The sequence below is a fragment of the Paenirhodobacter populi genome (assembly GCF_004022215.1).
Lineage (GTDB): Bacteria > Pseudomonadota > Alphaproteobacteria > Rhodobacterales > Rhodobacteraceae > Rhodobacter > Rhodobacter populi.
This window is the reverse complement of sequence record NZ_SAUZ01000019.1, coordinates 25,284-48,771: the sequence shown is the minus strand read 5'-3', so window position 1 is coordinate 48,771 and position 23,488 is coordinate 25,284. Positions and strand designations below refer to the sequence as shown.

General features: G+C 66.4%; 24 protein-coding genes and 1 other RNA gene. 12 read left to right on the top strand and 13 right to left on the bottom strand.

Annotated features, from left to right (window positions below; genetic code table 11):
* Window positions 1-137 precede the first annotated feature (137 nt).
* A complete protein-coding gene (locus tag D2T30_RS16085) occupies window positions 138-1,481 on the top strand; it encodes an NAD(P)/FAD-dependent oxidoreductase (RefSeq protein ID WP_128209718.1) in 1,344 nt (447 codons plus the stop codon).
* Window positions 1,482-1,499: 18 nt separating this feature from the next.
* Here D2T30_RS16085 and D2T30_RS16080 read toward each other — a convergent pair whose 3' ends face one another.
* Both D2T30_RS16080 and moaA read right to left on the bottom strand, forming a co-directional pair.
* The gene (locus D2T30_RS16080; protein WP_128186901.1) at window positions 1,500-1,907 is read right to left on the bottom strand and encodes a universal stress protein; all 408 of its coding nucleotides are present in this window, start codon (window positions 1,905-1,907) and stop codon (window positions 1,500-1,502) included.
* 84 nt (window positions 1,908-1,991) lie between these two features.
* The gene (moaA, locus tag D2T30_RS16075; RefSeq protein WP_128209717.1) at window positions 1,992-2,999 is read right to left on the bottom strand and encodes a GTP 3',8-cyclase MoaA; all 1,008 of its coding nucleotides are present in this window, start codon (window positions 2,997-2,999) and stop codon (window positions 1,992-1,994) included.
* Between the two features lie 209 nt (window positions 3,000-3,208).
* On the opposite strand from moaA, the gene D2T30_RS16070 reads away from it, so the two are divergent.
* From D2T30_RS16070 to ybaK, 7 genes are all read left to right on the top strand, one after another.
* Complete coding sequence (locus D2T30_RS16070; RefSeq protein WP_128209716.1) at window positions 3,209-3,598, top strand: hypothetical protein; 390 nt, start codon at window positions 3,209-3,211, stop codon at window positions 3,596-3,598.
* 293 nt (window positions 3,599-3,891) lie between these two features.
* Window positions 3,892-5,481 carry a Re/Si-specific NAD(P)(+) transhydrogenase subunit alpha gene (locus D2T30_RS16065; protein WP_128186907.1) on the top strand — a complete coding sequence of 530 codons (1,590 nt, stop codon included), beginning with the start codon at window positions 3,892-3,894 and terminating at the stop codon, window positions 5,479-5,481.
* Window positions 5,482-5,493: 12 nt separating this feature from the next.
* The gene (locus tag D2T30_RS16060) at window positions 5,494-6,957 is read left to right on the top strand and encodes an NAD(P)(+) transhydrogenase (Re/Si-specific) subunit beta (RefSeq protein ID WP_128186909.1); all 1,464 of its coding nucleotides are present in this window, start codon (window positions 5,494-5,496) and stop codon (window positions 6,955-6,957) included.
* A gap of 141 nt (window positions 6,958-7,098) precedes the next feature.
* A complete protein-coding gene (locus tag D2T30_RS16055) occupies window positions 7,099-8,385 on the top strand; it encodes a DUF3422 family protein (RefSeq protein ID WP_128209715.1) in 1,287 nt (428 codons plus the stop codon).
* 39 nt (window positions 8,386-8,424) lie between these two features.
* Entirely contained in the window at window positions 8,425-8,787 is a 363-nt protein-coding gene (locus tag D2T30_RS16050) for a YigZ family protein (RefSeq protein ID WP_128209714.1), read from the top strand.
* Window positions 8,774-9,145 (top strand): DUF4186 domain-containing protein, encoded by a 372-nt coding sequence (locus tag D2T30_RS16045; protein WP_128209713.1) that lies wholly within the window; start codon window positions 8,774-8,776, stop codon window positions 9,143-9,145. Before D2T30_RS16050 ends, D2T30_RS16045 begins: the two co-directional genes overlap by 14 nt.
* Window positions 9,142-9,621 carry a Cys-tRNA(Pro) deacylase gene (gene ybaK, locus D2T30_RS16040; protein ID WP_128209712.1) on the top strand — a complete coding sequence of 160 codons (480 nt, stop codon included), beginning with the start codon at window positions 9,142-9,144 and terminating at the stop codon, window positions 9,619-9,621. The genes D2T30_RS16045 and ybaK overlap by 4 nt, the downstream gene beginning before the upstream one ends.
* Window positions 9,622-9,630: 9 nt before the next feature.
* On the opposite strand, the gene ssrA is transcribed toward ybaK, so the two are convergent.
* The 7 genes from ssrA to hslO all read right to left on the bottom strand — a co-directional run bounded on the left by ssrA (window position 9,631) and on the right by hslO (window position 16,747).
* Window positions 9,631-9,981: a transfer-messenger RNA gene (gene ssrA / locus D2T30_RS16035) on the bottom strand.
* A 28-nt stretch (window positions 9,982-10,009) separates the two neighbouring features.
* Window positions 10,010-10,519 carry a L,D-transpeptidase family protein gene (locus D2T30_RS16030; RefSeq protein WP_128209711.1) on the bottom strand — a complete coding sequence of 170 codons (510 nt, stop codon included), beginning with the start codon at window positions 10,517-10,519 and terminating at the stop codon, window positions 10,010-10,012.
* A 66-nt stretch (window positions 10,520-10,585) separates the two neighbouring features.
* Complete coding sequence (locus D2T30_RS16025) at window positions 10,586-11,809, bottom strand: class I SAM-dependent RNA methyltransferase (RefSeq protein WP_128209771.1); 1,224 nt, start codon at window positions 11,807-11,809, stop codon at window positions 10,586-10,588.
* 323 nt (window positions 11,810-12,132) lie between these two features.
* On the bottom strand, window positions 12,133-13,950 hold the full coding sequence (locus D2T30_RS16020) for an ABC transporter ATP-binding protein (protein ID WP_128209710.1): 1,818 nt from the start codon (window positions 13,948-13,950) through the stop codon (window positions 12,133-12,135).
* 40 nt (window positions 13,951-13,990) lie between these two features.
* The gene (locus D2T30_RS16015; RefSeq protein ID WP_128209709.1) at window positions 13,991-15,136 is read right to left on the bottom strand and encodes a CCA tRNA nucleotidyltransferase; all 1,146 of its coding nucleotides are present in this window, start codon (window positions 15,134-15,136) and stop codon (window positions 13,991-13,993) included.
* Complete coding sequence (locus D2T30_RS16010) at window positions 15,127-15,729, bottom strand: NUDIX hydrolase (RefSeq protein WP_128209708.1); 603 nt, start codon at window positions 15,727-15,729, stop codon at window positions 15,127-15,129. Before D2T30_RS16010 ends, D2T30_RS16015 begins: the two co-directional genes overlap by 10 nt.
* Window positions 15,722-16,747 (bottom strand): Hsp33 family molecular chaperone HslO, encoded by a 1,026-nt coding sequence (hslO, locus tag D2T30_RS16005; protein ID WP_128209707.1) that lies wholly within the window; start codon window positions 16,745-16,747, stop codon window positions 15,722-15,724. The genes D2T30_RS16010 and hslO overlap by 8 nt, the downstream gene beginning before the upstream one ends.
* An 88-nt stretch (window positions 16,748-16,835) precedes the next feature.
* Here hslO and D2T30_RS16000 point away from each other — a divergent pair, with 88 nt between their 5' ends.
* A complete protein-coding gene (locus tag D2T30_RS16000) occupies window positions 16,836-17,285 on the top strand; it encodes an NUDIX domain-containing protein (protein ID WP_128209706.1) in 450 nt (149 codons plus the stop codon).
* 4 nt (window positions 17,286-17,289) lie between these two features.
* Here D2T30_RS16000 and D2T30_RS15995 read toward each other — a convergent pair whose 3' ends face one another.
* Window positions 17,290-18,561 carry a PP2C family protein-serine/threonine phosphatase gene (locus tag D2T30_RS15995; RefSeq protein WP_241651314.1) on the bottom strand — a complete coding sequence of 424 codons (1,272 nt, stop codon included), beginning with the start codon at window positions 18,559-18,561 and terminating at the stop codon, window positions 17,290-17,292.
* A gap of 312 nt (window positions 18,562-18,873) precedes the next feature.
* Here D2T30_RS15995 and D2T30_RS15990 point away from each other — a divergent pair, with 312 nt between their 5' ends.
* Entirely contained in the window at window positions 18,874-19,293 is a 420-nt protein-coding gene (locus D2T30_RS15990; protein WP_128209705.1) for an Hpt domain-containing protein, read from the top strand.
* Here the strand turns inward: D2T30_RS15990 and ilvA are convergent.
* On the bottom strand, window positions 19,256-20,503 hold the full coding sequence (gene ilvA, locus D2T30_RS15985; protein ID WP_128209704.1) for a threonine ammonia-lyase IlvA: 1,248 nt from the start codon (window positions 20,501-20,503) through the stop codon (window positions 19,256-19,258). The two genes, D2T30_RS15990 and ilvA, sit on opposite strands and share 38 nt — an antisense overlap.
* 152 nt (window positions 20,504-20,655) lie before the next feature.
* On the opposite strand from ilvA, the gene D2T30_RS15980 reads away from it, so the two are divergent.
* Together D2T30_RS15980 and mog are read left to right on the top strand one after the other, a co-directional pair.
* Window positions 20,656-21,882, top strand: coding sequence for an argininosuccinate synthase (locus tag D2T30_RS15980; protein ID WP_128186935.1), 1,227 nt, complete (start codon window positions 20,656-20,658; stop codon window positions 21,880-21,882).
* On the top strand, window positions 21,879-22,403 hold the full coding sequence (gene mog, locus D2T30_RS15975) for a molybdopterin adenylyltransferase (RefSeq protein ID WP_206612986.1): 525 nt from the start codon (window positions 21,879-21,881) through the stop codon (window positions 22,401-22,403). Before D2T30_RS15980 ends, mog begins: the two co-directional genes overlap by 4 nt.
* Here mog and D2T30_RS15970 read toward each other — a convergent pair.
* Together D2T30_RS15970 and ubiG are read right to left on the bottom strand one after the other, a co-directional pair.
* A complete protein-coding gene (locus tag D2T30_RS15970; protein ID WP_241651313.1) occupies window positions 22,378-22,746 on the bottom strand; it encodes a DUF488 domain-containing protein in 369 nt (122 codons plus the stop codon). The genes mog and D2T30_RS15970 overlap by 26 nt on opposite strands.
* Entirely contained in the window at window positions 22,743-23,483 is a 741-nt protein-coding gene (gene ubiG / locus D2T30_RS15965; protein ID WP_128186937.1) for a bifunctional 2-polyprenyl-6-hydroxyphenol methylase/3-demethylubiquinol 3-O-methyltransferase UbiG, read from the bottom strand. Before ubiG ends, D2T30_RS15970 begins: the two co-directional genes overlap by 4 nt.
* Window positions 23,484-23,488 lie beyond the last annotated feature (5 nt).

The following is a 23,488-nucleotide window of genomic DNA, read 5'->3' as shown; positions in this document are numbered from 1 at the left end:
ACGGGCCTTGACCTCGCCGCAATCGGGCGCAAGCTGCGCCGGAATTCGCGGAAAGACCCCATGACAGACCTTCGCACTGCACACGAACCTTCCCTGCGCGCAACGCGCGCGCGCCATCCTCGCGGCGGAGCGCAACGATGAGCTTCGTCATCTCACTTGCGGACCGCGTCATCTATCCCGGCCCGCCCCCGGCGCAGGCGGATGCGGTCGTCATCGGCGGCGGCGTGGCGGGGATCATGACCGCCTACTTCCTCGCCAAGGCCGGCCAGCGCGTGGTGCTGTGCGAAAAGGGACGGGTCGCGGGGGAACAGTCCAGCCGCAACTGGGGCTGGATCCGCCAGCAGGGCCGCGACCCCGCGGAGCTGCCCATCACGATGGAGGCCGTCCGCCTGTGGGAAGGCTTCGCCGCGCAGCTTGGCCCGGAACTGGGGTTCAACCGCTGCGGGGTGACCTATCTGAGCGACCGGCCCGAGGCAGTGGCGGGCTATGAGAACTGGGTCAGGATCGCGGCGGAGCATGGGTTGGAAAGCCGGGTGCTGACGAAATCGCAGATCGCCGGGATGATACCGAACAGCGCCAACTGGGCCTGCGGGCTGATCACCCCATCGGACGGGCGGGCCGAGCCCTGGGTCGCGGTGAAGATGCTGGCGCATCTGGCCGTGGGCGCGGGGGTCGAGATCATCGAGAATTGCGCCGTCCGGGCGCTGGATCTGGAAGGCGGCCGGCTGACGGGCGTCGTCACGGAAACGGGGCGGATCAAGACGCCGCAGGTGCTGCTGGCGGGCGGGGCATGGTCTTCGCTGTTCGCGCGGGCGCAGGGGGTGGATCTGCCGCAGCTGTCGGTCCGGGCCTCTGTCGCGCAGACGGCGCCTTTACCGGAAAACGTGCTCGGCCCCTCGGGCGTGGATGACGATTTCGCGTGGCGGCGGCGGCTCGATGGCGGCTACACGCTCGCGCCGGGGGCCGAGCATGACCTGTTCATCGGCCCCGACGCCTTCCGCCATTTCCGCTTCTACATCCCGCAGATGCGCCGCGACCTGTTGAAGACCGCGCTGCGTCCACGCGCGCCGGAGCCGGGCTATCCGGACGGCTGGACCACGCCGCGCCACTGGGATGCCGACCAGCCCGGCCCGTTCGAGGCGATGCGCATCCTCGATCCCGCGCCGAACATAAAATATCTGGAATCGGTGCGGCAGGCCTTCGCCCGGGCCTTCCCGCAGATCGGCCTGCCGAAGCTGCAACGCAGCTGGGCGGGGATGATCGACGTCATGCCCGATACGGTGCCGGTGCTGGATGAAACCGCGATCGGGGGGTTCTTCGTCGCCACCGGCCTGTCGGGGCATGGCTTCGGCATCGGGCCGGGGATCGGCCGGGTGATGGCGGATCTGATGCTTGGCCGCGCGCCGGGGCACGACCTGACGCGCTTCCGCCTGTCGCGGTTCACCGACGGGTCTAAGATGGAACTCGGCCCGACCTTTTGACGGGCCGGGCCGGAAAATTCAGCGCAGCACCAGCACCGAACAATGCGCGTGGCGCACGACGCGCGCGGCGGTCGAGCCGATCAGATAATCCCCGAACCCCGGCCGGTGCGAGGCGATGACGACGCAATCCACGCCGTTCTCATCCGCGATGCGGAGGATTTCGTTCGCCGGGCTGCCCTCGGTCAGGATCGTGGCGGCGCCGCCGAAATCCTTCGCCAGACTGTCGAGCGAGGATTGCAGCGTCGTTTTCAGCTCATCCGTATAGCCGGGCGGCATGTAGGACATCGCATAGCCCGGCACATCCGCCATCACATGGACAAGCGTGACCTTCGCCCCTTCCGAGGCAAGCGCCCGCACCGCGTTCATCGCGGCATCGGGTTTGTGTTCCTCGTCAAAGGCGAGCGGAACAAGAATATTCTTATACATGGCGATCTCCCGTCATTCGGGTGCCGGTCCGGCCCCCATCCCAGTCATAATGCGACATTCCCGGCCGCGGCTCCATGATTCAGATCAGCCGCCGGTATGGCTCATGGCGCGGCTCATCTGACCCGAGACATGGGCGCGGGAATAGTCGAAATCGTGGCCTTTCGGCTTGCGTGCGATGGCCTCGCGGATCGCGTCATGCAGGGGTGCATCCTCGGGCGAGGCGCGCAGCACCGCGCGCAGGTCGGCACGATCCTCCTGTCCGAGGCACATGTAAAGCTCCCCGGTGCAGGTCACCCGCACGCGGTTGCAGCTTTCGCAGAAATTATGGCTCAGCGGCGTGATGAAACCGATCTTCTGCCCGGTTTCCAAGATCCGCACATAGCGCGCCGGCCCGCCCGAGCGTTCGGTCAGGTCGAGCAGGGTATGGCGTTCCGCCAGACGGGCGCGCAGATCGGTCAGCGCCCAGTATTGGCCAAGCCGCTCGGCCTCTTCCATCTCGCCCATCGGCATCACCTCGATGAAGGTGAGGTCATGGCCTTCGGCCGCGCACCAGTCGGTCAGGCGGAAGAGTTCATCCTCGTTGAAGCCCTTCAGCGCGACGGTGTTGATCTTGACCCGCAGCCCCGCGCGCTTTGCGGCGGCGATCCCCTCCATCACCTGCGCGAGCCGACCCCAGCGGGTGACGCGGGCGAATTTGTCGGCGTCCAGCGTGTCGAGCGAAACGTTGATCCGCCGCACCCCCACCGCCGCCAGATCCGCCGCGAAGCGGGCAAGCTGCGAGCCGTTGGTGGTCACCGTCAGCTCGGACAAGGCGCCACTGTCCAGATGGCGCGCCATGGCGCGGAAAAAGGTCATGATGTCGCGCCGCACCAGCGGTTCCCCCCCGGTGACGCGCAGCTTGCGCACCCCAAGCGCGATGAACGAGGAACAGAGCCGGTCGAGTTCCTCAAGCGACAGCAGATCCCGTTTCGGCAGGAACTGCATATGCTCGGCCATGCAGTAGACGCAGCGGAAATCGCACCTGTCGGTGACAGACACCCGCAGATAGCTGATCGCGCGGGAAAAGGGATCTGTGAGAGGCGCATTTTCCATCCTCAACAGCTAGGGCAGCCGGGGCTCCGGGGCAAGAGGCAGCCGATTCCTCCGGCGGCTTTCGCAGGCCGCTTGCGACCGCGCCGCCCCTGCCCTACGGTGAATTATCAAGGGGCAGCCCGTCGCGCCGCGGCGCAGGGGCCTGAAATGGGGCGGGATCAAACGGAATGCGGATCAGCGGGTTACGGGCCGGGACGGGGGTTTGCATCATGGCGGTCGCGGGCGCGGGCCTGTCGGGCTGCGGATTGACGCGGGCCGCCCCGGCATCGGACCCCGACGCCAGCGCCTTTCGCGCCCCCGAGGGCGTCGCGCAAATGTCATTGGCCGCCGCCCTGCACCCCCGCGCGGGGGAATCGGAACTTGGCAACTCGGTGGCCAGCCTCGGCGATCCGACGCTTGGCGGTTTCTGGGTCCGCACGCCCTTGGTCACGCGCGCGGTCAAGGGGCGGGTGGTGAACAAGCGGTCCGGCGCCTCGGTTCAGGTGGATCTGCTGCCGATGCCCTCCGGCGGCAATGACGCGCAGATGTCGCTGGCGACGATGCGGCTGCTGACGCCCTCCCTGACCGATCTGCCCGAAGTTGCCCTGTTCGCCGGATAAGATCCCCGGCGCACGCGGGCCTGAGACGAAATGTCGCTTGCGCCGCGATGCTGCGCCGCAGCGAAAGCATTGACGCTAACTGTTTGACAGAACAGATTAAATCGGCACAGTGCGGTATTCACAAGTATACATTCGGAAAAGGGGCTGTTTTCGGGCCCTTTCCACGTCGATCCGCCGATCTGGCGCTTGAGATGGATTATTTCCGGGTGGTAAGTAAACGGGCCGGATCCGCGCTTTGGCCGGACTTAGCCATGAAGCGTCCGTTTCGGGCAGCCTGATAAAGGGGGTCGACATTGAAAATCGGTGCACCAAAAGAGATTTATGAAGGCGAGGCGCGTGTCGCGCTGACGCCCGACTCCGCAGTCCAGTTGCAAAAGCTTGGGCATACCTGTTTCATCCAGTCCGGCGCCGGCATGTTGGCCGGGTTTACCGACGACGCCTATCAGAAGGCGGGCGTCACCGTGATCGAGGGGGCGCAGGCCCTGTTCGAGGCGGTCGATTTCGTCGTCAAGGTGCGCCCGCCGACCGAGGCGGAGGTCGCCTGGCTGAAGAAGGGGCAGACGCTGATCTCCTTCTTCTATCCGGCGCAGAACAAGGAGCTGCTGGAAGAGGCGCAGAAGACCGGCGCGAACGTCATCGCCATGGACATGGTGCCGCGCATCTCGCGCGCGCAAAAGATGGACGCGCTGTCCTCGATGGCGAACATCGGCGGCTACCGCGCGGTGATCGAGGCGGCGAACAACTTCGGCCGCTTCTTCACCGGGCAGGTGACGGCGGCGGGCAAGGTTCCGCCCGCCAAGGTGCTGGTCATCGGCGCGGGCGTCGCGGGTCTGGCGGCGATCGGGGCCTCGACCTCGCTCGGCGCGATCACCTACGCCTTCGACGTCCGTCCCGAAGTGGCGGAACAGATCACCTCGATGGGTGCGGAATTCGTCTATCTGGACTTCGCCGGCGAACAGCAGGACGGCGCGGCGACGGGCGGCTATGCCACGCCGTCGAGCCCCGAGTTCCGTGAAGCGCAGCTCAAGAAGTTCCGCGAGCTTGCGCCCGACATGGATATCGTCATTTCCACCGCGCTGATCCCGGGCCGCGACGCCCCGGTGCTGTGGACCAAGGACATGGTCGAGTCGATGAAGCGCGGCTCGGTCATCGTCGACCTTGCGGCGGAACGCGGTGGCAACTGCGAACTGACGGTGAAGGACCAGAAGATCGTCACCGACAACGGCGTGACGATCATCGGCTACACCGACCTGCCCAGCCGGATGGCCACGCAGGCCTCGCAGCTTTACTCGACCAACGTGCGGCAGATGGTCGGCGACCTGACCCCGGCCAAGGACGGCGTCATCAACTACAACATGGAAGATGACGTGATCCGCACCGCGACGGTCACGCATGAAGGCACCATCACCTTCCCGCCGCCGCCGCTGAAGATCCAGGCGATCGCGGCGCAGAAGCCGAAGGAAAAGCCCAAGGAACTGACGCCCGAGGAAAAGAAGGCCGCCGAAAAGGCCGCCTACCGCAAGGCGACGGTCCGGCAGGTGTCGCTCCTCGTCGTGGGGGCCGTGGTGCTGTTCGCCATCGGGCTTTTCGCACCGGCGAGCTTCATGTCCCACCTCGTCGTCTTCGCGCTGGCCTGCTTCGTCGGCTTCCAGGTGATCTGGGGCGTCTCGCCCAGCCTGCACACGCCGCTGATGTCGGTGACCAACGCGGTGTCGGGGATCATCATCCTCGGCTCGCTGTTGCAGATCGGCGCGGGCGGCACCGGCTTCGGCGGTTTCGTCATCATCCTGCTGTCGGTGCTGGCGATCCTCATCGCCTCGATCAACATCGTGGGCGGGTTCCTCGTGACGCGGCGCATGCTCGCGATGTTCCAGAGATCGTAAGGAGGGGCGGACATGGATTTCGCACTGATCTCAGCGGCCTATATCGCCGCTGCCATTCTGTTCATCCTCTGCCTCGGCGGGCTCGCCGGGCAGGAAAGCGCCAAGCGCGCCGTCTGGTACGGCATCGCGGGCATGGCTCTTGCCGTTGTCGCGACCATTCTGGGCGACGGCGTGGGGTATTACCCGCTGATCGGTATCGCGATCATCGTCGGCGGTTCCCTTGGCTGGTATGTGGCGAAGACGGTCGAGATGACCTCGATGCCGCAGCTCGTCGCGGCGCTGCACAGCTTCGTCGGCCTCGCGGCGGTGTTCATCGGGCTCAACTCGGATATCGTGCTGAACCAGATGATGCCGATCATTCAGGAACATGCGGCGACGGGCGTGCTGCCAGCGGCCTATGACGGGCTTTCCGGCTTTGCCCAGATCGTCGCCAGCAAGACGCTGACCGAGGTGACGATCCTCAAGGTCGAATCCTTCCTCGGCGTGTTCATCGGTGCGGTGACCTTCACCGGATCGGTCGTCGCCTTCGGCAAGCTTGCGGGCAAGGTCGACGGCAAGGCGAAGAAGCTGCCGGGCGGGCATTTCCTGAACGCCGGCGCGGCGATCGCCTCGTTCGCGCTGCTCGTCGCCTACATGAACGGCGCGGGGATGTGGGCGGTTCTGCTGATGTCGATCTTCGCGCTGTTCATCGGCTATCACCTGATCATGGGCATCGGCGGCGCCGACATGCCGGTGGTCGTGTCGATGCTCAACTCCTATTCGGGGTGGGCCGCGGCGGCGATCGGCTTCTCGCTCGGCAATGACCTGCTGATCATCACCGGCGCGCTGGTCGGTTCCTCGGGCGCGATCCTGAGCTACATCATGTGCAAGGCGATGAACCGCTCGTTCATCTCGGTCATCCTTGGCGGCTTCGGCGGGGCCAAGGGCCCGGCGATGGCGGTCGAGGGCGAACAGGTCCCGATCGACGCGCAGGGCGTGGCCGACATGCTGTCCGAGGCGCACAGCATCATCATCGTGCCGGGCTACGGCATGGCGGTGGCGCAGGCGCAGGGCGCGGTGTCGGAACTGACCTCGCTGCTGCGCGGCAAGGGCAAGGAAGTCCGCTTCGCGATCCACCCGGTCGCGGGCCGTCTGCCGGGCCACATGAACGTGCTTCTGGCCGAGGCGAAGGTGCCCTACGACATCGTTCTGGAAATGGACGAGATCAACGGCGACTTCCCCAATACCGACGTAGCGATCGTCATCGGCTCGAACGACATCGTGAACCCCGCGGCGGAGGACGATCCGAACAGCCCGATCGCCGGGATGCCGGTTCTGGAAGTCTGGAAGGCCAAGCATGTGATCGTGCTGAAGCGCGGCTCCGGCACCGGCTATTCGGGGATCGAGAACCCGCTGTTCTACAAGGAGAACACGCGCATGTTCTTTGGCGATGCGAAAAAGAGCGTCGAGAACCTGCTGCAGCTCCTGCGGAGCTGAGAACAGCCGCGACGATCAGGGGGCCCCGCCGGTGCGGGGCCCTTTTTCTACCCGGCAGGCGGTTCCGGACAAAGCCCGCTGTCATTTTGTTCATAACCCGCCATCATCATCCGGCCGACAGACGGAATGACAGAGACAGCCATGCCCCAGATCGAAGACCATCCGCTGCGCTATACCCTGGTGAACGAGCTTCACGCCCGGCCCTTCCCCTCGTTCGACGCGCCGGCCCATGTGGTCTATCTGGCGATCAAGGAAACGGTGGATGCGGCCAACCGCGACCGCCGCAAGGATCACGCCCATCTGTGCGATCTGCTGGCGCGCAACGGCGCGGCGCTGCCCGCCGTCGATGCGACGCATTACGCGGGCGTGCTGGGCCGCTACACGCTGACATGGGAAAGCCACACCGAATTCGTGACCTACTTCGCGCAATCGCCGATGATGGCCGAACGCGCCTTCGACCCGGCGGAGACCGAGGTGTTCCCCGCCGACTGGCTTGGCGCCGCGCCGGGGCGGCGGATCGCGGCGGTGCATATCCGCATCGACACCCTGCCCGAGGATCCGGATGACATCCTGCCGCTGATCGATGGCTGGTTCGTGCCCGAAAGCCTCGTCTGCGCCTGGGTGCTGGATGAAAACGTCGTGGTCGCCACCGATTTCCGCATCGACCCGAACGGCCAGATGCGCTTCGCCGTCTTCGCCCGCCCCGGCACCGGCCCCGCCCGCATCGGCCGTGTGGTGCAGCGCCTGTGCGAGATGGAGACGTATCGCGCCATGTCGATGCTGGGCCTTGGCCTCGCGCGGGAACTGACGGCGCGACTGAACGCGCTGGACCCGGAACTGTCCGCGCTGGTGCGGGGCATGGGCGATGACGGCCATTCGGCCGAGGAGACGCTGCAACGCCTGCTCGCCGTCGCGGCGGATCTTGAGGGGCTGGCGGTCGGCGTATCGTTCCGCTTCGGCGCGACCCATGCCTATGCCGCCATCGTCCGCGAACGGGTCGAGGTGCTGCGCGAAAGCCGCTTTGAAGGCCGGCAGAAGTTTTCCGAATTCATGCTGCGCCGCTACGATCCCGCGATGCGCACCGTCCAGTCGGCCGAGGTGCGGTTGAACGCGATGCTCGAACGCGCCTCACGCACCGCCGAACTGCTGCGCACGCGGGTGGAGGTAGCGCGGCAGGCGCAGAACCAGAAGATACTGGAAAACATGGACCGCCGGTCCGACCTGCAGCTGCGGCTGCAAAACACGGTCGAGGGGCTGTCGGTCGTGGCGATCAGCTATTATGCCGTCAGCCTTGTGGCCTATCTGGCGCATCCGCTGGCGGAACAGGCCGGCTGGTCGAAAGAGGTGACGCTGGCCGTGGCCACACCCGTCGTCGTGCTGGCGGTCTGGCTGATGATCCGGCGCATCCGGCGCGGCGTCGGCCACTGACGGCTTGCGCAGCGGCCCCGCGCGTCCTAACCCCGGATCATGCGCGTGCTGGACAACATCATCTCGGACCGCGGCTCGAAATACGCCGTCGCGGGCGGCCCCTGCCGGAGCGAGGCAGAGGCCCGCGCCCTTGTGGCCGAACTGAAAAAGGTGAAGAAATTCGCCAAGGCCACGCATAACACCTGGGGCTTCATCGGCGCCGACGGCCCGGTGAAGAACGACGACGGCGAGGCGGGCGCGGGCATGGTGATCCTGCGGATGCTGGAACGCGAAAACCTGCGCGACCATCTGATCGTCGTCACCCGCTGGTTCGGCGGCAAGCATCTGGGCGGCGACCGCTTTCGCCACGTGCAGGAGGCCGTGCGGATCTATCTGGAGGATCTGGCCCATGACGGAAAGTGACCTTTTCGAGCGCCTCGCCCGGTCGAAATTCCGCTCCCGCTTTCACCTCGGCGCGCGCGAACGGGATTATGCTGACCAGAAGGGGCGCAGCACCATCGCTCGCCATGCGCAGGATTTCATCGCCACCCGGCTCGCGCCCGAGGCCCCGGCGAACGATGGCAAGCAGACGCCGATGCGCGGCCATCCCGTCTTCATCGCGCAGCACGCGACGGGCACCTGCTGCCGCGGCTGTCTGGCGAAATGGCACGGTCTGCCCGCCGGCCGCGCCTTGACGGAGGCGGAGCAGGCGCAGATCGTGGCGGTCATCCTCGCATGGATCGACCGCGAGATGGGTTACAGGAAACGGGACGACAGATGAGCACCAAAACCCCCGCCACCCAGATGCTGACCAAGGCCGGCGTGACCTTTGCCACCCGCGAATACGATTTCGTCGGCGGGCAGAGCAATATCGCCCTCCATGCCGCCGAGGCGATCGGCGCCGACCCGGACACGGTGCTGAAAACCCTGATGGTCGAGGTCGACGGCAAGCCTGCCTGCTGCGTGATCCAGTCGGACCACTCGCTGTCGATGAAGAAGGTCGCCCATGCCTTCGGTGGAAAATCCGCGCAGATGATGGACACCGCCAAGGCCGAGCGCCTGACCGGCTACCACAAGGGCGGCATCAGCCCCTTTGGACAACGCTCCCGCGCGCCGGTCGCCTTCGAGGAAACCACGATGGTCCATGAGACGGTCGTCATCAACGGCGGCAAGCGCGGGATGATGGTGGTGCTGGCGCCGCAAGACGCGGTGCAGGCCACCGCCGGCATGGTCGCGCCACTGATCGCCGAAAGCTGAAAAGGGGAAGGTGCAGGATTCTGTTGCCAGGCTCCTGCGGGCCCCGCCTGAAGCTGCTAGGCCTCAGGACTTAAGTTTTGGTTTTGCGAACTGCTTACGCAGCCAGCGCCACCGGAGCACGGTTGTCATTGGCAACTATCATGCTTGCACCGATAACGGTGGTAGCTCACCGGGACAAAGTAAGACCTTTTCACTTCCTGTCGATCCTATTTCACCCCCATGCGCCCCCAATGAAGGGAAGATTTGGTGGAGGTGTCGGCTTCGCAGCCGAGTCCAGAAAAGCTATTGTGATCCCCGTTTATGTCCATAGTTCCGAGGAACATCTGACAGGTAGTGCGGCCCCGCCCTTGTGTCAATGGGCGGGCGCGGAAACCGCTGGCACGCGCCCTTACGGGAAGATCCAGATCGGCGTGCCGGTGGCGACCATGGAATAGATTTCCTCGATCTCCTTGTCGGTAACGGCGATGCAGCCGGCGGTCCAGTCCTTGCCGCGGCCCTTGTTCTTGCCCGCGCGACCATGGACGAAGATGTCGCCCCCCGGCCTGCGGCCCATCGATTCCGCATAGGCGATGTCCTGCGGGTTCGGATAGGAAATCCCCAGAGACAGGTGATAGGATGAATTCGGATTGCGCCGGTCGATGTAATACAGCCCCTCTGGCGTCTTGCCGTCCCCCTCGAACCGCTTCGGCCCGATCGGGTTGCCGCCAAGGGCGAACTTGTATTCCTTCAGCACGGTGCTGCCCGACAACAGATACATCCGACGCTTGCCCTTGAAGACCTGAATCTGCGTCACCGGCGCGCCGGTATAGATCTTGAATTTCGAATGCGGCATGGAATCGCCGCAAGCCGCAAGAAGGGCGAGGCTCGAAAGCCCCGAAATGAGCGTTCGCCGCTGCATGATTTACCTGATGTCCACTGCCCGTTTTTTGGAACTCTAGCAGAACCCGATTCCATGGCGAAGCCGTTAATCGCGCAGGAACAAAGCCGCAAGCTCGACGTGATCGGACCAGCGGAACTGATCGACGACGATCAGCGGCTCCAGCCGGAAGCCCGCATCGGTCAGAAGGCGCGCATCTCGGGCAAAGGTGACGGGATTGCACGAAACATAGGCAAGACGGGCGCAGTGCGAGGCCGCGATCTCGCGCACCTGCGCCTCGGCCCCGGCGCGCGGCGGGTCGATCACGATTGCGTCATGGCGGTCGATCTCATCGGGCAGCAGCGGGCGGCGGAACAGATCGCGCGCCTCATGCGTCACCCGTTTCAGCCCCTGCGACTCGCGCCAGCCGCGGTCGAGTGCCTCAAGCATCGGCGCGAACCCCTCGACGGCATGGACCTCGGCCCGTTCGGCCAGCGGCAGGGCAAAGGTGCCGCACCCCGCGAACAGATCCGCCACCCGCGCGGCGTCGCCCACCGCGCGGCGGACAAAGGCGACGAGCGCCGCCTCCCCCTCCGCTGTCGCCTGCAGGAATGCGCCGGGCGGCGGCGTGACCCGGGCGCGGCCAAAGCTCTGCTCCGCCGGGCGCCGCGCGGCGACGGTTTCGCCATTCCAACTCAGCCGCACCAGATCGTGACGGCGCGCCAAACCGGCCAGCGTCTCGAACAGCGGCGGGTCCATCTCCTTGCCGCCCTTGGCCGCGACCTCGATGCCGGAGCCCGAGAGCGTCAGGGCAAAGCCCACCTCGCCCTTGCGCGACGCGCCAAGCGCGGTCGCCTCGCGCAGCGCCGGCACCGCCGACAGAAGCTCGGGCCGCAGGATCAGGCACCCCGGCACCTCGACCAGCGTATCCGAAGCGCGGGCATGGAACCCGACCAGCGTGCCCTTTTTCGTACGCCGCCCCGCGAAGGTCGCCCGGCGGCGGCTGCGCAGGGGCGAGGTCTCGACAGCCGCGATCTCCGCCGCGATCCCCCGCTGCGCCAGCGCCTGCCGCACCACATCGGCCTTCCATCCCGCCGCGAAAGCGTCCGAACCGTGTTGCAGAACGCAGCCCCCGCAAGCCCGGTAATGCGGGCACGGCGCCCGCACCCGGTCGGGCGAGGCGGTGAGGATCTTCGGCGCGGCGATGCGCCCGTCAACAACGTCACCCTCGACCACCTCACCCGGCAGCGCCATCGCCACATGGATCACCCCGTCCGGCCCGCACGCGACGCCATCGGCATGCAGCGACAGACGCTCGATCGTCAGAGGCAGGGTGGTCATGGCAGCTCCTTCGGCGGCGGGTCCACGGTGGCGCAATCCGCGCCGGAACGGATCACCTCCCATTCATCTTTCCAGAAATATCCCGGGGGTGAGGCCGAAGGCCGAGGGGGCTGGCCCCCTTGCGCCCTATCCGCCCGTGACAGCGATTTCCGCATGACGAAACGGGTATCGCTTCGTCGCGGTCGGCAGAGGGGGCCAGCCCCCTCGCGCGTGCCGCGCTCACCCCCGGGATATTTCTGGAAAGATGATGGGAAAGCGGTTCCTTTGGGTGGATTCGGGATGTGCTCTTAGCAAAGTGCGCGCGCCGGGGCCAGCTATTCCGCCGCTTCCTCGGTGCCAAGGAAGCCGCCCGACTGCCGTTCCCAGTAGCGGGCATAGAGCCCGCGCCCGGCCAGAAGCTCGGCATGGCTGCCCTGTTCGACGATCCGGCCGCGGTCCATCACGACGATCCGGTCCATCTCGGCGATGGTCGAAAGCCGGTGCGCGATGGCCAGCACGGTCTTGCCCTCCATCACCCGCAGGAGGGCGTCCTGGATCTGCGCCTCCACCTCGCTGTCGAGCGCCGAGGTCGCCTCGTCCAGCACGAGGATCGGCGCGTTCTTCAGGAAGGCGCGCGCGAGCGCGATCCGCTGCCGCTGGCCGCCGGACAGCTTCACCCCCCGTTCGCCCAGTGTCGCCTCATAGCCCCGGTTGCCTTTGAAATCGACAAGACCGAGGATGAAGTCATGCGCCTCGGCGGCCTGGGCGGCGGCGATCATTTCCTCTTCGGTGGCATCCGGGCGGCCATAGAGGATATTCTCCCGCGCCGAGCGGTTGAACATCGCGGTTTCCTGCGTGACCATGCCGATCTGGCGGCGCAGGCTTTCCTGCGTGACGGATCGCACGTCGTGACAGTCGATGGTCACCGCGCCCTTTTCGGTGTCGTAAAGCCGCAGCAGCAGCGCCACCAGCGTCGATTTCCCCGCACCCGAGGCGCCGACGATGCCGATCCTTTCGCCCGGCCGGATATGCAAGGTGATGTCGTCGAGCCCGCCCGCCTGCCGCCCGTAGGCGAAGGTCACATGGTCGAAGCCGATATCCCCCTCGACCCGGCCCAGCACTTCGGCATCCGGCGCATCGTTCAGTTCATGGGCGGGGGTGAGCGTTTTCATCCCATCCTCGACCTCGCCCACCGATCCCCAGATCTGCATCAGCGACATGCTGACCCAGCCCGACATCTGCGCGATGCGCATGGCGATGGCGCCCGAGGCGGCGATATCGCCCGCCGTCGCGGCGCCCGCCTGCCACATCAGCACCGCGCCCCCCACCAGCATCACCGGCAGCACGCCCGACAGGGCCATCTGCGCCAGTCGATACCAGGTCGAGGTGACGCCGAAATCATGCGCCTTTTCGCGGAATTCCCCCATCGCGCCCAGCGCGGCGCGGTCTTCGTGATCCGCATGGGCGAACAGCTTCACCGTCTTGATGTTGGTGATCGTATCCACGACCTGCCCCGTCACCGTCGCGCGCGCCGCCGCCCGGGCCGAGGATCGCGCCCGCACCTTCGGCAGGAAGGCGCGGATGACCCACATGTAGACCAGCAGCCACAGCGTCAGGCCCAGCGCGCTCCACACATCGACGCCCAAGAGCAGCGCCACCGACCCGATGACCGAGGCCAGCGCGAACATCCCCGTGTTGATCGTTTCCGAGGCGGTATCCGTCACCGCCCGCGCCGTCTGCATCTGCTTTTGCGCGATGCGCCCGGCGAAGTCGTTGTCGAAGAAGGTCACCGCCTGTCCCATCGTCCAGCGATGCAGCCGCGACAGGACGAGAGGCATGACATTCGGATTGATCAGCAGGTTCGACGCCGCCGAGGACAGCCCGAAGATGCCCGGCCGGATCAGCAGGTAGAACACCGCGAAGGCGAGGATGATGCCGCCGTTTTCCGAAAACACCTCCCCGGGCCCCGAGGCGAGCACCCCGTCGATCACTTTGCCCAGGAGCCAGGCGGAGACGACCTCCATGCTGCCCGCGGCAGCCGACAGAAGCCCCGCCAGCCACAGCGCAGGCCAGGCCCCGGTCAGGCACCAGCGGAAGAATGCCCCCAGACGCTGGGGCGGAGGCCCGTCGGCGGGCCGGAAACTGTCGATCATCATGCACCTCTTGACCCACGATATAGGGGCGGGACGGGGATCAGGCCAGCAAAGCCTTGCGATCCAGCGCAAAGCCGGAGGCGATCCAGCGGTCTTCCAGCTCTCGCAACCGGGCGCCGAGGGCCGCGCCGCTGTAGTGCGGCGCCAGATCGGCGGCCCGGACCGGAAAGCGCTGCGCCGCGCCAAAGGCGATCCGCGCGCACCAGTCCGGCGCAGGTGGCTGCCCCATCAGCGCGGCACGCACGAGGAGCGCATCGCCCGCGTCCCGCGCGCCGAGGCGATAGCCAAGGACCGCCGCTTCCGCGCCTTCGAGCGCCGCACGGCGGAGAAGGTCGAGGCGGCGCGCCTCGGCCCGCGACAGGCGCAGCCGCGATGCGGCATCCTCTGCCCCGAGCACGGCCAGACGGCGCAGGAAATCGGGCGCGGCCTCCCCTTCCAGATGGATCAGCGGGGCCAGCGCCGAGACATCCGCACCGGGCAGCACATGGGCCAGCACGCCGCTGGCCTGCATCGCCGCCATCACCGGCGCGGGATCGGGCGCGGCCAGCAGACGGCGCATTTCATGGCCGATCCTTTCGCGCGACAGGCTGTCCACCCCATCGGCCAGAGCGGCGCAGGCGGCGAGGCCATCGGCATCCAGCCCGCGCTCCGGGTCGCCATAGAGCGCGGTGAACCGGAAGAAGCGCAGGATGCGCAGGTAATCCTCGCGGATGCGGCGTTCGGGATCGCCGACGAAACGCACCCGGCGCAGCGCCAGATCGGTGAGCCCGGTGCCGAGCGGATCCAGCACCGTGCCGTCCCGCCGCGCGTAAAGCGCATTGACGGTGAAGTCGCGGCGGGCCGCGTCTTCCTCGATCCGCGCGGAAAAGGCGACGGTGGCGTGGCGGCCATTCGTCGTCACATCGCGGCGGAAGGTGGTGATCTCATGCGTCTTGCCGCCCGCCATGACGGTGACGGTGCCATGCTCGATCCCCGTGCCGATCGCGCGCAGCCCCGCGGATCGGGCGAGATCCATGACCTCTTCGGGCAGCGCATCCGTCGCCATGTCCATGTCGGAAACCGGCGCGCCGATCAGGTCATTGCGCACGCAGCCGCCGACCAGCAGCGCCTGATACCCGCCCGCCTCGATCATCCCCAGCACCTGCTGAACGTGATCCGCCCGGATCCAGTCGCCCGTTATCCGCATGGCGTGGCCCGGTCGCAAAAGGCCCGCAGGATGCGCGCCGTCGCGCCCCAGATGTAATAGGGCCCGTAGGGCGCGACGTGATAGCTGCGCCAGGTGCCGCGCCAGCGGCGTTTCTCGATCCGGTAACTGAGGGGATCGGCGACATGGGCGAAGGGGACGGTGAAGACCTCTTCCACCTCACCCGGATCGGGGCGGGGGGCGAAAGGCCCGCGCAGCCGGGCGACGACCGGGGTCACCTGAAAACCCGTCACCGTTTCATGCGGCGCGAGCATCCCCAGAACCTCGACATTCTCGGGGGCGAGGCCGATTTCCTCCTGCGCCTCGCGCAGGGCGGTGCAGATCAGGTCGGGATCGCCGCTTTCGACCTTCCCCCCCGGCAGGGCGATCTGCCCGGGATGGTGGCGCAGCTGCGAGCTGCGCTTGGTCAGATGCAGCCGCAGCCCGCCGGGACCGTCCTGAAAGGCCAGCAGCACCGCCGCGGGCCGCAGCCGGACGTTCTCCGGCGCGCTGAACCCCGGATTCAGATCGTAATCCGACGAAGGCCGCCCCGGCCGGGCCAGGGCAGCCAGAACCGGGGCGAAGGGATCAGTCATTCGGCCGCGTCTCCTCCCCCTTGTCGCGCGGGGTGCCATCCGGGTTCACCGTCGCCTCGAAGCCGAGCGACGCGGGATCGAAGCGGTAATGCGCCCCGCAGAACTGGCAATCGGCGGTGACGAGGCCCTCGTCCGTGGTCATCGTCGCGATATCCTTGGCCGAATAGATCGCAAGGCTGTCGCGGACGCGGTCCTCGGAACAGGTGCAGCCGAATTCCACCCGCTGCGGATCGTAGACGCGGGGGGCTTCCTCATGGAACAGGCGGACGAGCAGGCTGGTCAGCTCGACGCTTGGGCCGATCAGCTCGATATCCTCGACGGTATCCAGCAGCACATTGGCGCGGACCCAGTTTTCATCCTCCTCGCCGGCAAGGATGTCGGTGTGGCGCAAGAGGCCACCCTCGCCCGAGCCTTCGCGCGCGACGCCGGGCATTTCGGGCATCATCTGCAACATCACGCCGCCCGCGCGCCAATGCTCCCCCTGCCCCGGCAGGACCGAGCGGGCATAGGCCAGCTCGAACCGCGTTGGCAATTGTTCCGACTGGGCGAAATAGGTTTCCGCACAGGCCGAAAGCGAGCCGCCGTCCAGCGGCGTGATCCCCTGATAGGGGGCGCCCTCGCCCTGATCGATCAGGATGGCGAAATACCCCTCGCCGATCTGCGAAAAGGGCGTCGCGTCGGGGTCGAGCCGGTCGGCATCATACGAGGCATAGCCCCGGACGCGCGCGGGCTCGCCATCGGCCGAGGGGCTGAAATAGTCGGTAGCGATCAGCCGGATCGGCCCGTTGCCGCGGATCTGCAGGGACAGCTTCCAGCGCAGTTTGATCGCCTGACCGATCAGCGCGGTCAGCAGGGCGGCCTCGGCCACCAGCGCCTCGACGACAGGCGGATAGGCGTGTTGTTCAAGGACCTGTTCCAGAACGCCGTCAAGCCGCGCGATGCGGCCGCGGACATCCGAACGGTCAAGCTGAAACGGAAGGACTGTATCGTCCCATGCGATTTGCGAAAGAATGGTCATCGTTTTCCCGGGGGTTTCGTTCAGCCTTCAGGCTGGCATACCGTGCCTATATAGGGGCGGCAACCGTTCACCCAAGGGGGCAGGCAAGATGAGACGATTCGGCGAGGCGCTGGTGAAGGGACAGACATACCGGCGCCGGCCCGGTGCCTATGCGGTGCTGCTGCGCGACGGAGCCGTCCTGCTGACCCATCAGGCGGAACCGATTCCGGAATACCAGCTGCCGGGCGGCGGCATCGATCCGGGCGAAGGTCCGATCGCCGCGCTGCACCGCGAGGCCTTCGAGGAAACCGGCTGGAGTATCTCGCCTCCGCGCCGTCTGGGCGTCTACCGGCGGTTCACCTACATGCCGGAATACGACCTCTGGGCGGAAAAGCTGTGCAGCGTCTGGCTGGCGCGTCCGATCCTGCGCTACGGCGCGCCGTCGGAGCCCGGCCATCGGGCGATCTGGGCGGAACCGGCGGCGGCGGTGGAGCTTTTGGCGAATCAGGGCGACCGGCATTTCATGGCCGGGGCATTGCGGGATCTGGGCCTGCTGTAGCGCCTCAGTCGGCATTCCGCTTCGGCCCGTCGAATTCAAAGAACACCGCCGAGACATCATCGGCCAGCGCGGCTTCGGCATAGGCCACCAGATCGCCCTGCACCGCGTCGAGAAAGGCCGGCCCGCGCAGATGGCTTTCGGCCTGAAGGATGCGTTTCAGCCCCTCATCCCCCAGAAAGCTGCCGTCCGGGCTGGCGGCCTCGGTGATGCCATCGGATCCGAGGAACAGCCGGTCCCCCGGCAGGAGCCGCGTGGTGATCGTGTCGTAATGCGCATTCTCGATCAGCCCGATCGGCAGCCCGCCGGAGCCGAGGTATTCCACCCGGCCGTCGCGGCGCAGCACGGCGGGCATCGGATGGCCCGCCTGCACCATCGCCACCTCACCCGAAACCAGATCCACATCGGCATAGATCAGGGTGAAATAGCTGTCGGTGCGGATTTCCCGCGGCACGATGCGGTTCAGGGTGGCGGCAAGCTCGGCCGGGGGCAGCGCGTCATAGAGGCCCAGCTCCGTCTGGATCATCGCGACGTTCTGATCGGGCGAGACGCCGGACAGATAGCCCGAGATCCGCGCCGTCATCAGCGCCGAGGCGATCCCGTGCCCCGCCACGTCGATCCCGTAAAGCCCGACCCGGCGCGCGTTGATCGGAAAGAAGCCGACCAGATCGCCCCCCACATGCCCCGATGGCCGCAGCAGCAGCGACACCTGCGCGCTGCCGAAAGAGCGGAACCGTTCCCGCACGAGGCTTTGTTGCAGCTTGCGCGCCTCGATCAGGTCGCGGTCGACCGAATCGTAAAGCCCCTGCAATTCGGCCAGCGCCGAACTGATCATCTGGTTCTTTTCCTTGAGCTGCCGTTCCATCCGCAGGATGCGTTCGCCCGCCGTCAGCCGGGCGCGCAATTCATCCGCGCTGGTCGGTTTCGCCAGAAAGTCATCCGCCCCGCTTTCGAGGCCGAGCGTGATATCGGTCTTTTCGGTCTTCGATGTCAGCAGGATGAAGTAGCCATAGGCGGACCGTTCCATCCGCCGGAACACGCGGCAGAAATCGATCCCCGACATTCCCGGCATCAGCCAGTCCGACAGGATGATGTCGGGTTCCTGCGCCGCGCAGATGCGCAGCGCCTCTTCGGCCGAGGCGGCCTCGATCACCTCATAGCCGGCGCGGGAAAGCTGCGCCGACAGGATGCGGCGCTGCATGCGGCTGTCATCCACCACCAGCACCTTCAGCGCATCGGTTGCCGTTCCCTCCACCGCGCGCATTGCCTGAGACATCATTACCATACCGCACCCACGACCCGCGGCGGATATTGGGCACGAGGGTTTAAGATCCGGTGAATGGATTTGGAGCGGAGGGGGAGCGAGGGGGCCAGCCCCCTCGCGCGTTCGCATTCGGCGGGGCATCCTTCCACAGGAAGGCTGCCTGATCCGCATTCGGCGGGGCATCCTTCCACAGGAAGGCTGCCTGATCCGCATTCGGCGGGGCATCCTTCCACAGGAAGGCTGCCTGATCCGCCTCATTCCCCGGGATATTTATGGAAAAACGAAGGCCAGAAGCCGTTTCGACGGTTTTCCTGCGTGGATTAAGCAATGCGCAATCTTGGCAGAGCACAGTCGCCCGCGGGTAACGAGAGGTGGAACGGGATGCTGATCGACTGGAAGATGGTCGAGGATCTGCACGCGGATATCGGCACCGCCGATTTCGCCGAAGTCGTGATGCTGTTCCTGTCGGAGGTCGAGGATGTCCTGAACCCCATCACCCCCGGCCCGCTGAGCAGCGAGGAGCTGCATTTCCTCAAGGGCTCGGCGCTGAATCTGGGCTTCGTCGGTCTGGCCGGGCTGTGCCGCGACGCCGACGCCCCCGATGCCCGGATGCGCCGCGCCATGTTGCAGGACACGTTCGTGCAGTCCCGCAACGAATTCCTCGCCCGCGTCGGGCATTACCTGCGCGCGGTTCCGGCGGGGGAACCCGTCAGATCAGGAATTCCGCCAGGGTTTCATCTTCCGTGATGTCGCGGTAGCTGAACCCGCCCGCGTCGAGCTTCTGGAACAGCTCGGCGAAGGCCTCGGGGCGTTTGGTCTCGATCCCGATCAGGACGGAGCCGAAGTTGCGCGCCGATTTCTTAAGATACTCGAACCGGGCGACGTCATCCTCCGGCCCCAGCATCTGCAGGAATTCGCGCAGGGCGCCGGGGCGCTGCGGCAGACGCAGGATGAAATATTTCTTCATGCCCGAGAACCGTTGCGCGCGTTCGCGCACCTCGGGCAGGCGCTCGAAATCGAAATTGCCGCCCGAGACGATGCAGACCACCGTCTTGCCGCGGATATCGGCGCCCAGTTCCGGCAGAACGTCGATCGACAGCGCGCCCGCGGGTTCGAGCACGATCCCCTCGACGTTCAGCATCTGGATCATGGTGACGCAGACCCGGTCCTCGGGCGCGCGCAGGATCTGTTCGGGCGTCACCCAGTCGAGCGCGGCAAAGGGCAGATCGCCGATCCGCGCCACCGCCGCCCCGTCGACGAAGCTGTTGACCTTGGCGATCGTCACCGGCCCGCCCGCGTCGATCGCGGCGGTCAGGCTGGCGCCGCCCTGCGGCTCGACGAAGCGGAAGCCGGTTTCGGGCGCCGTCGCGCGCAGATAGCCGGTGACACCCGAGGCGAGCCCGCCGCCGCCCACCGGAATCACCACCAGATCGGGCGCCGAACCGAGCTGGTCGAGGATCTCGACCGCCACCGAGGCCTGCCCCTCAATCACGTCCTCGTCGTCGAAAGGCGCCAGGAAATGCGCCCCGGCCTCGCTGCAATAGGTCTTGGAGGCCGCCAGCGTCTGGTCGAAATAGTCGCCGGTCAACACGATCTCGACCTTGTCGCCGCCGAAGGTGCGGGTCTTGTCGATCTTCTGCTGCGGCGTCGTCACCGGCATGAAGATCGTGCCCTTCACGCCGAAATGCCGGCAGGCAAAGGCCATGCCCTGCGCGTGATTGCCCGCCGAGGCGCAGACGAAATGGCCCGCCTCGGGATCCGCCTCGATCTGCTTGCGCATCGCGGTGAAGGCGCCGCGCAGCTTGTAGCTGCGCACCGGGGTCAGATCCTCGCGCTTCAGCCAGATATCCGCGCCGTAGCGCTTCGACAGGAACTCGTTGCGCTGCAGGGGCGTCGGCTCGAACAGCGAACGCAGGGCACGGGTGGCGGCAAGGGCGGAAAGGGCGAACTGGGTCATGATTTCGGGTGATGGCGCGGCTTGCGGCGCGAGGCAAGGGGATTCGCTTTGTATCCGGCACAATTCCGCCCCCGCCGGGGGCATCGCGGCCCTTGAGATGCAGGCGAAAACGCTCTATCCCGCGCCAGATGCCCATTTCCCGGAGACACTCCATGTCCGCGCCCAAAAAAGTCGTGCTGGCCTATTCTGGCGGCCTCGATACCTCGATCATCCTGAAGTGGCTGCAGACCGAATACGGCTGCGAGGTCATCACCTACACCGCCGATCTCGGCCAAGGGGAGGAACTGGAACCCGCGCGCCACAAGGCGGAGCTGCTGGGCATCAAGCCCGAGAACATCAACATCGTCGACGTGCGCGAGGAATTCGTCCGCGATTTCGTCTTCCCGATGTTCCGGGCCAATGCGCTGTATGAAGGGCTGTATCTGCTGGGCACCTCGATCGCGCGGCCGCTGATTTCCAAGCATCTGGTGGAGCTTGCGCATAAATACGGCGCCGACGCGATCGCGCATGGCGCCACCGGCAAGGGCAACGATCAGGTGCGGTTCGAGCTGTCGGCGCTGGCGCTCGACCCGACGATCCGGGTGATCGCGCCGTGGCGGGAATGGTCGCTGACCTCGCGCACGAAACTGATCGAATTCGCCGAACAGAACCAGATCCCGATCGCCAAGAACAAGCGCGGCGAGGCGCCCTTCTCGGTCGATGCGAACCTGCTGCACACCTCGTCCGAGGGCCGCGCGCTGGAAAACCCGGCCGAGGAAGCGCCCGACTACGTCTATCAGCGCACGGTGAACCCCGAGGACGCGCCGAACACGCCCGAATATATCGAGGTCACCTTTGAAAAAGGCGATGCCGTGGCGATCAACGGCGAGGCGATGTCCCCCGCCACCCTGCTCACCGCGCTGAACGAATATGGCGGCAAGCACGGCATCGGGCGGCTCGATTTCGTGGAAAACCGCTTTGTGGGCATGAAGTCGCGCGGCATCTACGAAACCCCCGGCGGAACCATCCTGCTGGAGGCGCATCGCGGCATCGAACAGATCACGCTCGACGCCGGGGCCGGGCACCTCAAGGATTCGATCATGCCGCGCTATGCGGAACTGATCTACAACGGCTTCTGGTTCAGCCCGGAACGCGAGATGCTGCAGGCGCTGATCGACAAGTCGCAGGAATTCGTTTCGGGCACGGTGCGGCTGAAGCTCTACAAGGGGTCGGTCCATTGCGTCGGCCGCTGGTCGGACTATTCGCTCTACAGCGAAAAGCATGTGACCTTCGAGGATGACGCCGGCGCCTACGACCAGAAGGACGCGAACGGCTTCATCCACCTGAACGCGCTGCGGCTGAAGCTGATCGCCGCGCGCAACGCCCGGGTGAAGAAATGACGGTGCGGGCCGCCATCGTCACCGTATCCGACCGCGCCTTCGCCGGGGAATACGAGGACAAGGGCGGCCCGGGCTGCGAATTCTGGTTGCGCGGCGTGGTCACCACGCCGCTGACCGTCACCCGCCACATCATCCCGGACGGCCGCGCCAGCGTGGCGCAGATGCTGCGCGTCCTTGTCGCGGAAAAGGCGGGCCTGATCCTTGTCACCGGCGGCACCGGCCCCGCGCCGCGCGACGAAACGCCCGAGGGCGTGGCCGATGTGATCGAAAAGGAACTGGCGGGCTTCGGCGAGGAAATGCGCCGCGCCTCGCTCGCCGAGGTGCCCACCGCCATCCTCTCGCGCCAGACGGCGGGGATCGCGGGGCAGAGCCTGATCATCACCCTGCCCGGCAAGCCCGCGGCCATCGCCACCTGCCTGAACGCGGTCTTCGCCGCCGTGCCCTATTGCCTCGACCTGATCGGCGCCGGCCGGATCGAGACGGATCCCGCGAAAATCACGGCCTTCCGCCCGAAGGCCTGACACCCAGCAGAACATCGCGCAGAACGACGGCATCGTTATGCGCCTCGTCATGCGCGGCATAGATCAGGGTCAGCGTTCCCCTGCGCGCCAGATCACGCAGGCGGTCCAGATCCGCGCCCCGCGATGCAAGCTCCTCCCGATAGCGGTGCTGGAACTCCGGCCATTTCGCTGGATCATGGCCGAACCATTTGCGCAGATCGGTGCTGGGCGCCACGTCCTTCATCCAGTCGTCGAGCTGCGCCGCCTCCTTGCTGATGCCGCGCGGCCAGAGCCGGTCGACAAGGACACGCACCCCATCCCCGGGCAGGGCCGGTTCATAGGCACGTTTCAGATGGATGATCATCGTTTCACGCTGGCCGTGACATAATTCACCGACAGATCCCGGTCCGACAGCTTCCAGCCCCAGGTCACCGGGTTGAACACCATGCCCTTGCGGTCCACCGGGTCGAGCCCGGCCTTGCGGATCAGCCCGAACAGCTCATCCGGCGTGATGAATTTCGTCCAGTCATGCGTGCCCACCGGCAGCCAGCGCATGATCCGTTCGGCCCCGACGATCGCCATCAGCCAGCTTTTCGGATTGCGGTTCAGCGTCGAGCAGATCATCAGCCCGCCGGATTTCAGCAGCGCCGCGCAGGTATCGGTGAAGCCCTGCGGGTCCGAGACATGCTCGATGATCTCCATCGCCAGCACCACGTCGAACCGTTCCCCCGTCGCGGCCAGATCCTCGGCGGCGCAATGGCGGTAGTCGATGGTCAGGCCGGATTGCTCGGCATGGAGCCTTGCCACCGGGATGTTGCGCTCTGCCGCGTCGGCGCCCACCACCTCGGCCCCAAGCCGCGCCATCGGTTCGGACAGGAGCCCGCCGCCGCAGCCGATGTCGAGGATGCGCAGCCCCGCGAAAGGGGCCGGCGCCTTCAGGTCGCGCCCGAACTGCGCCGCGATCTGCGCGGTGATATAGTCCAGCCGGCAGGGGTTGAGCATGTGCAGCGGCTTGAACTTGCCCGCCGGGTCCCACCATTCGGCGGCCATCGCCTCGAACTTCGCCACCTCTGCGGGGTCGATCGTTGTCGTGGTTTCCATGCGGG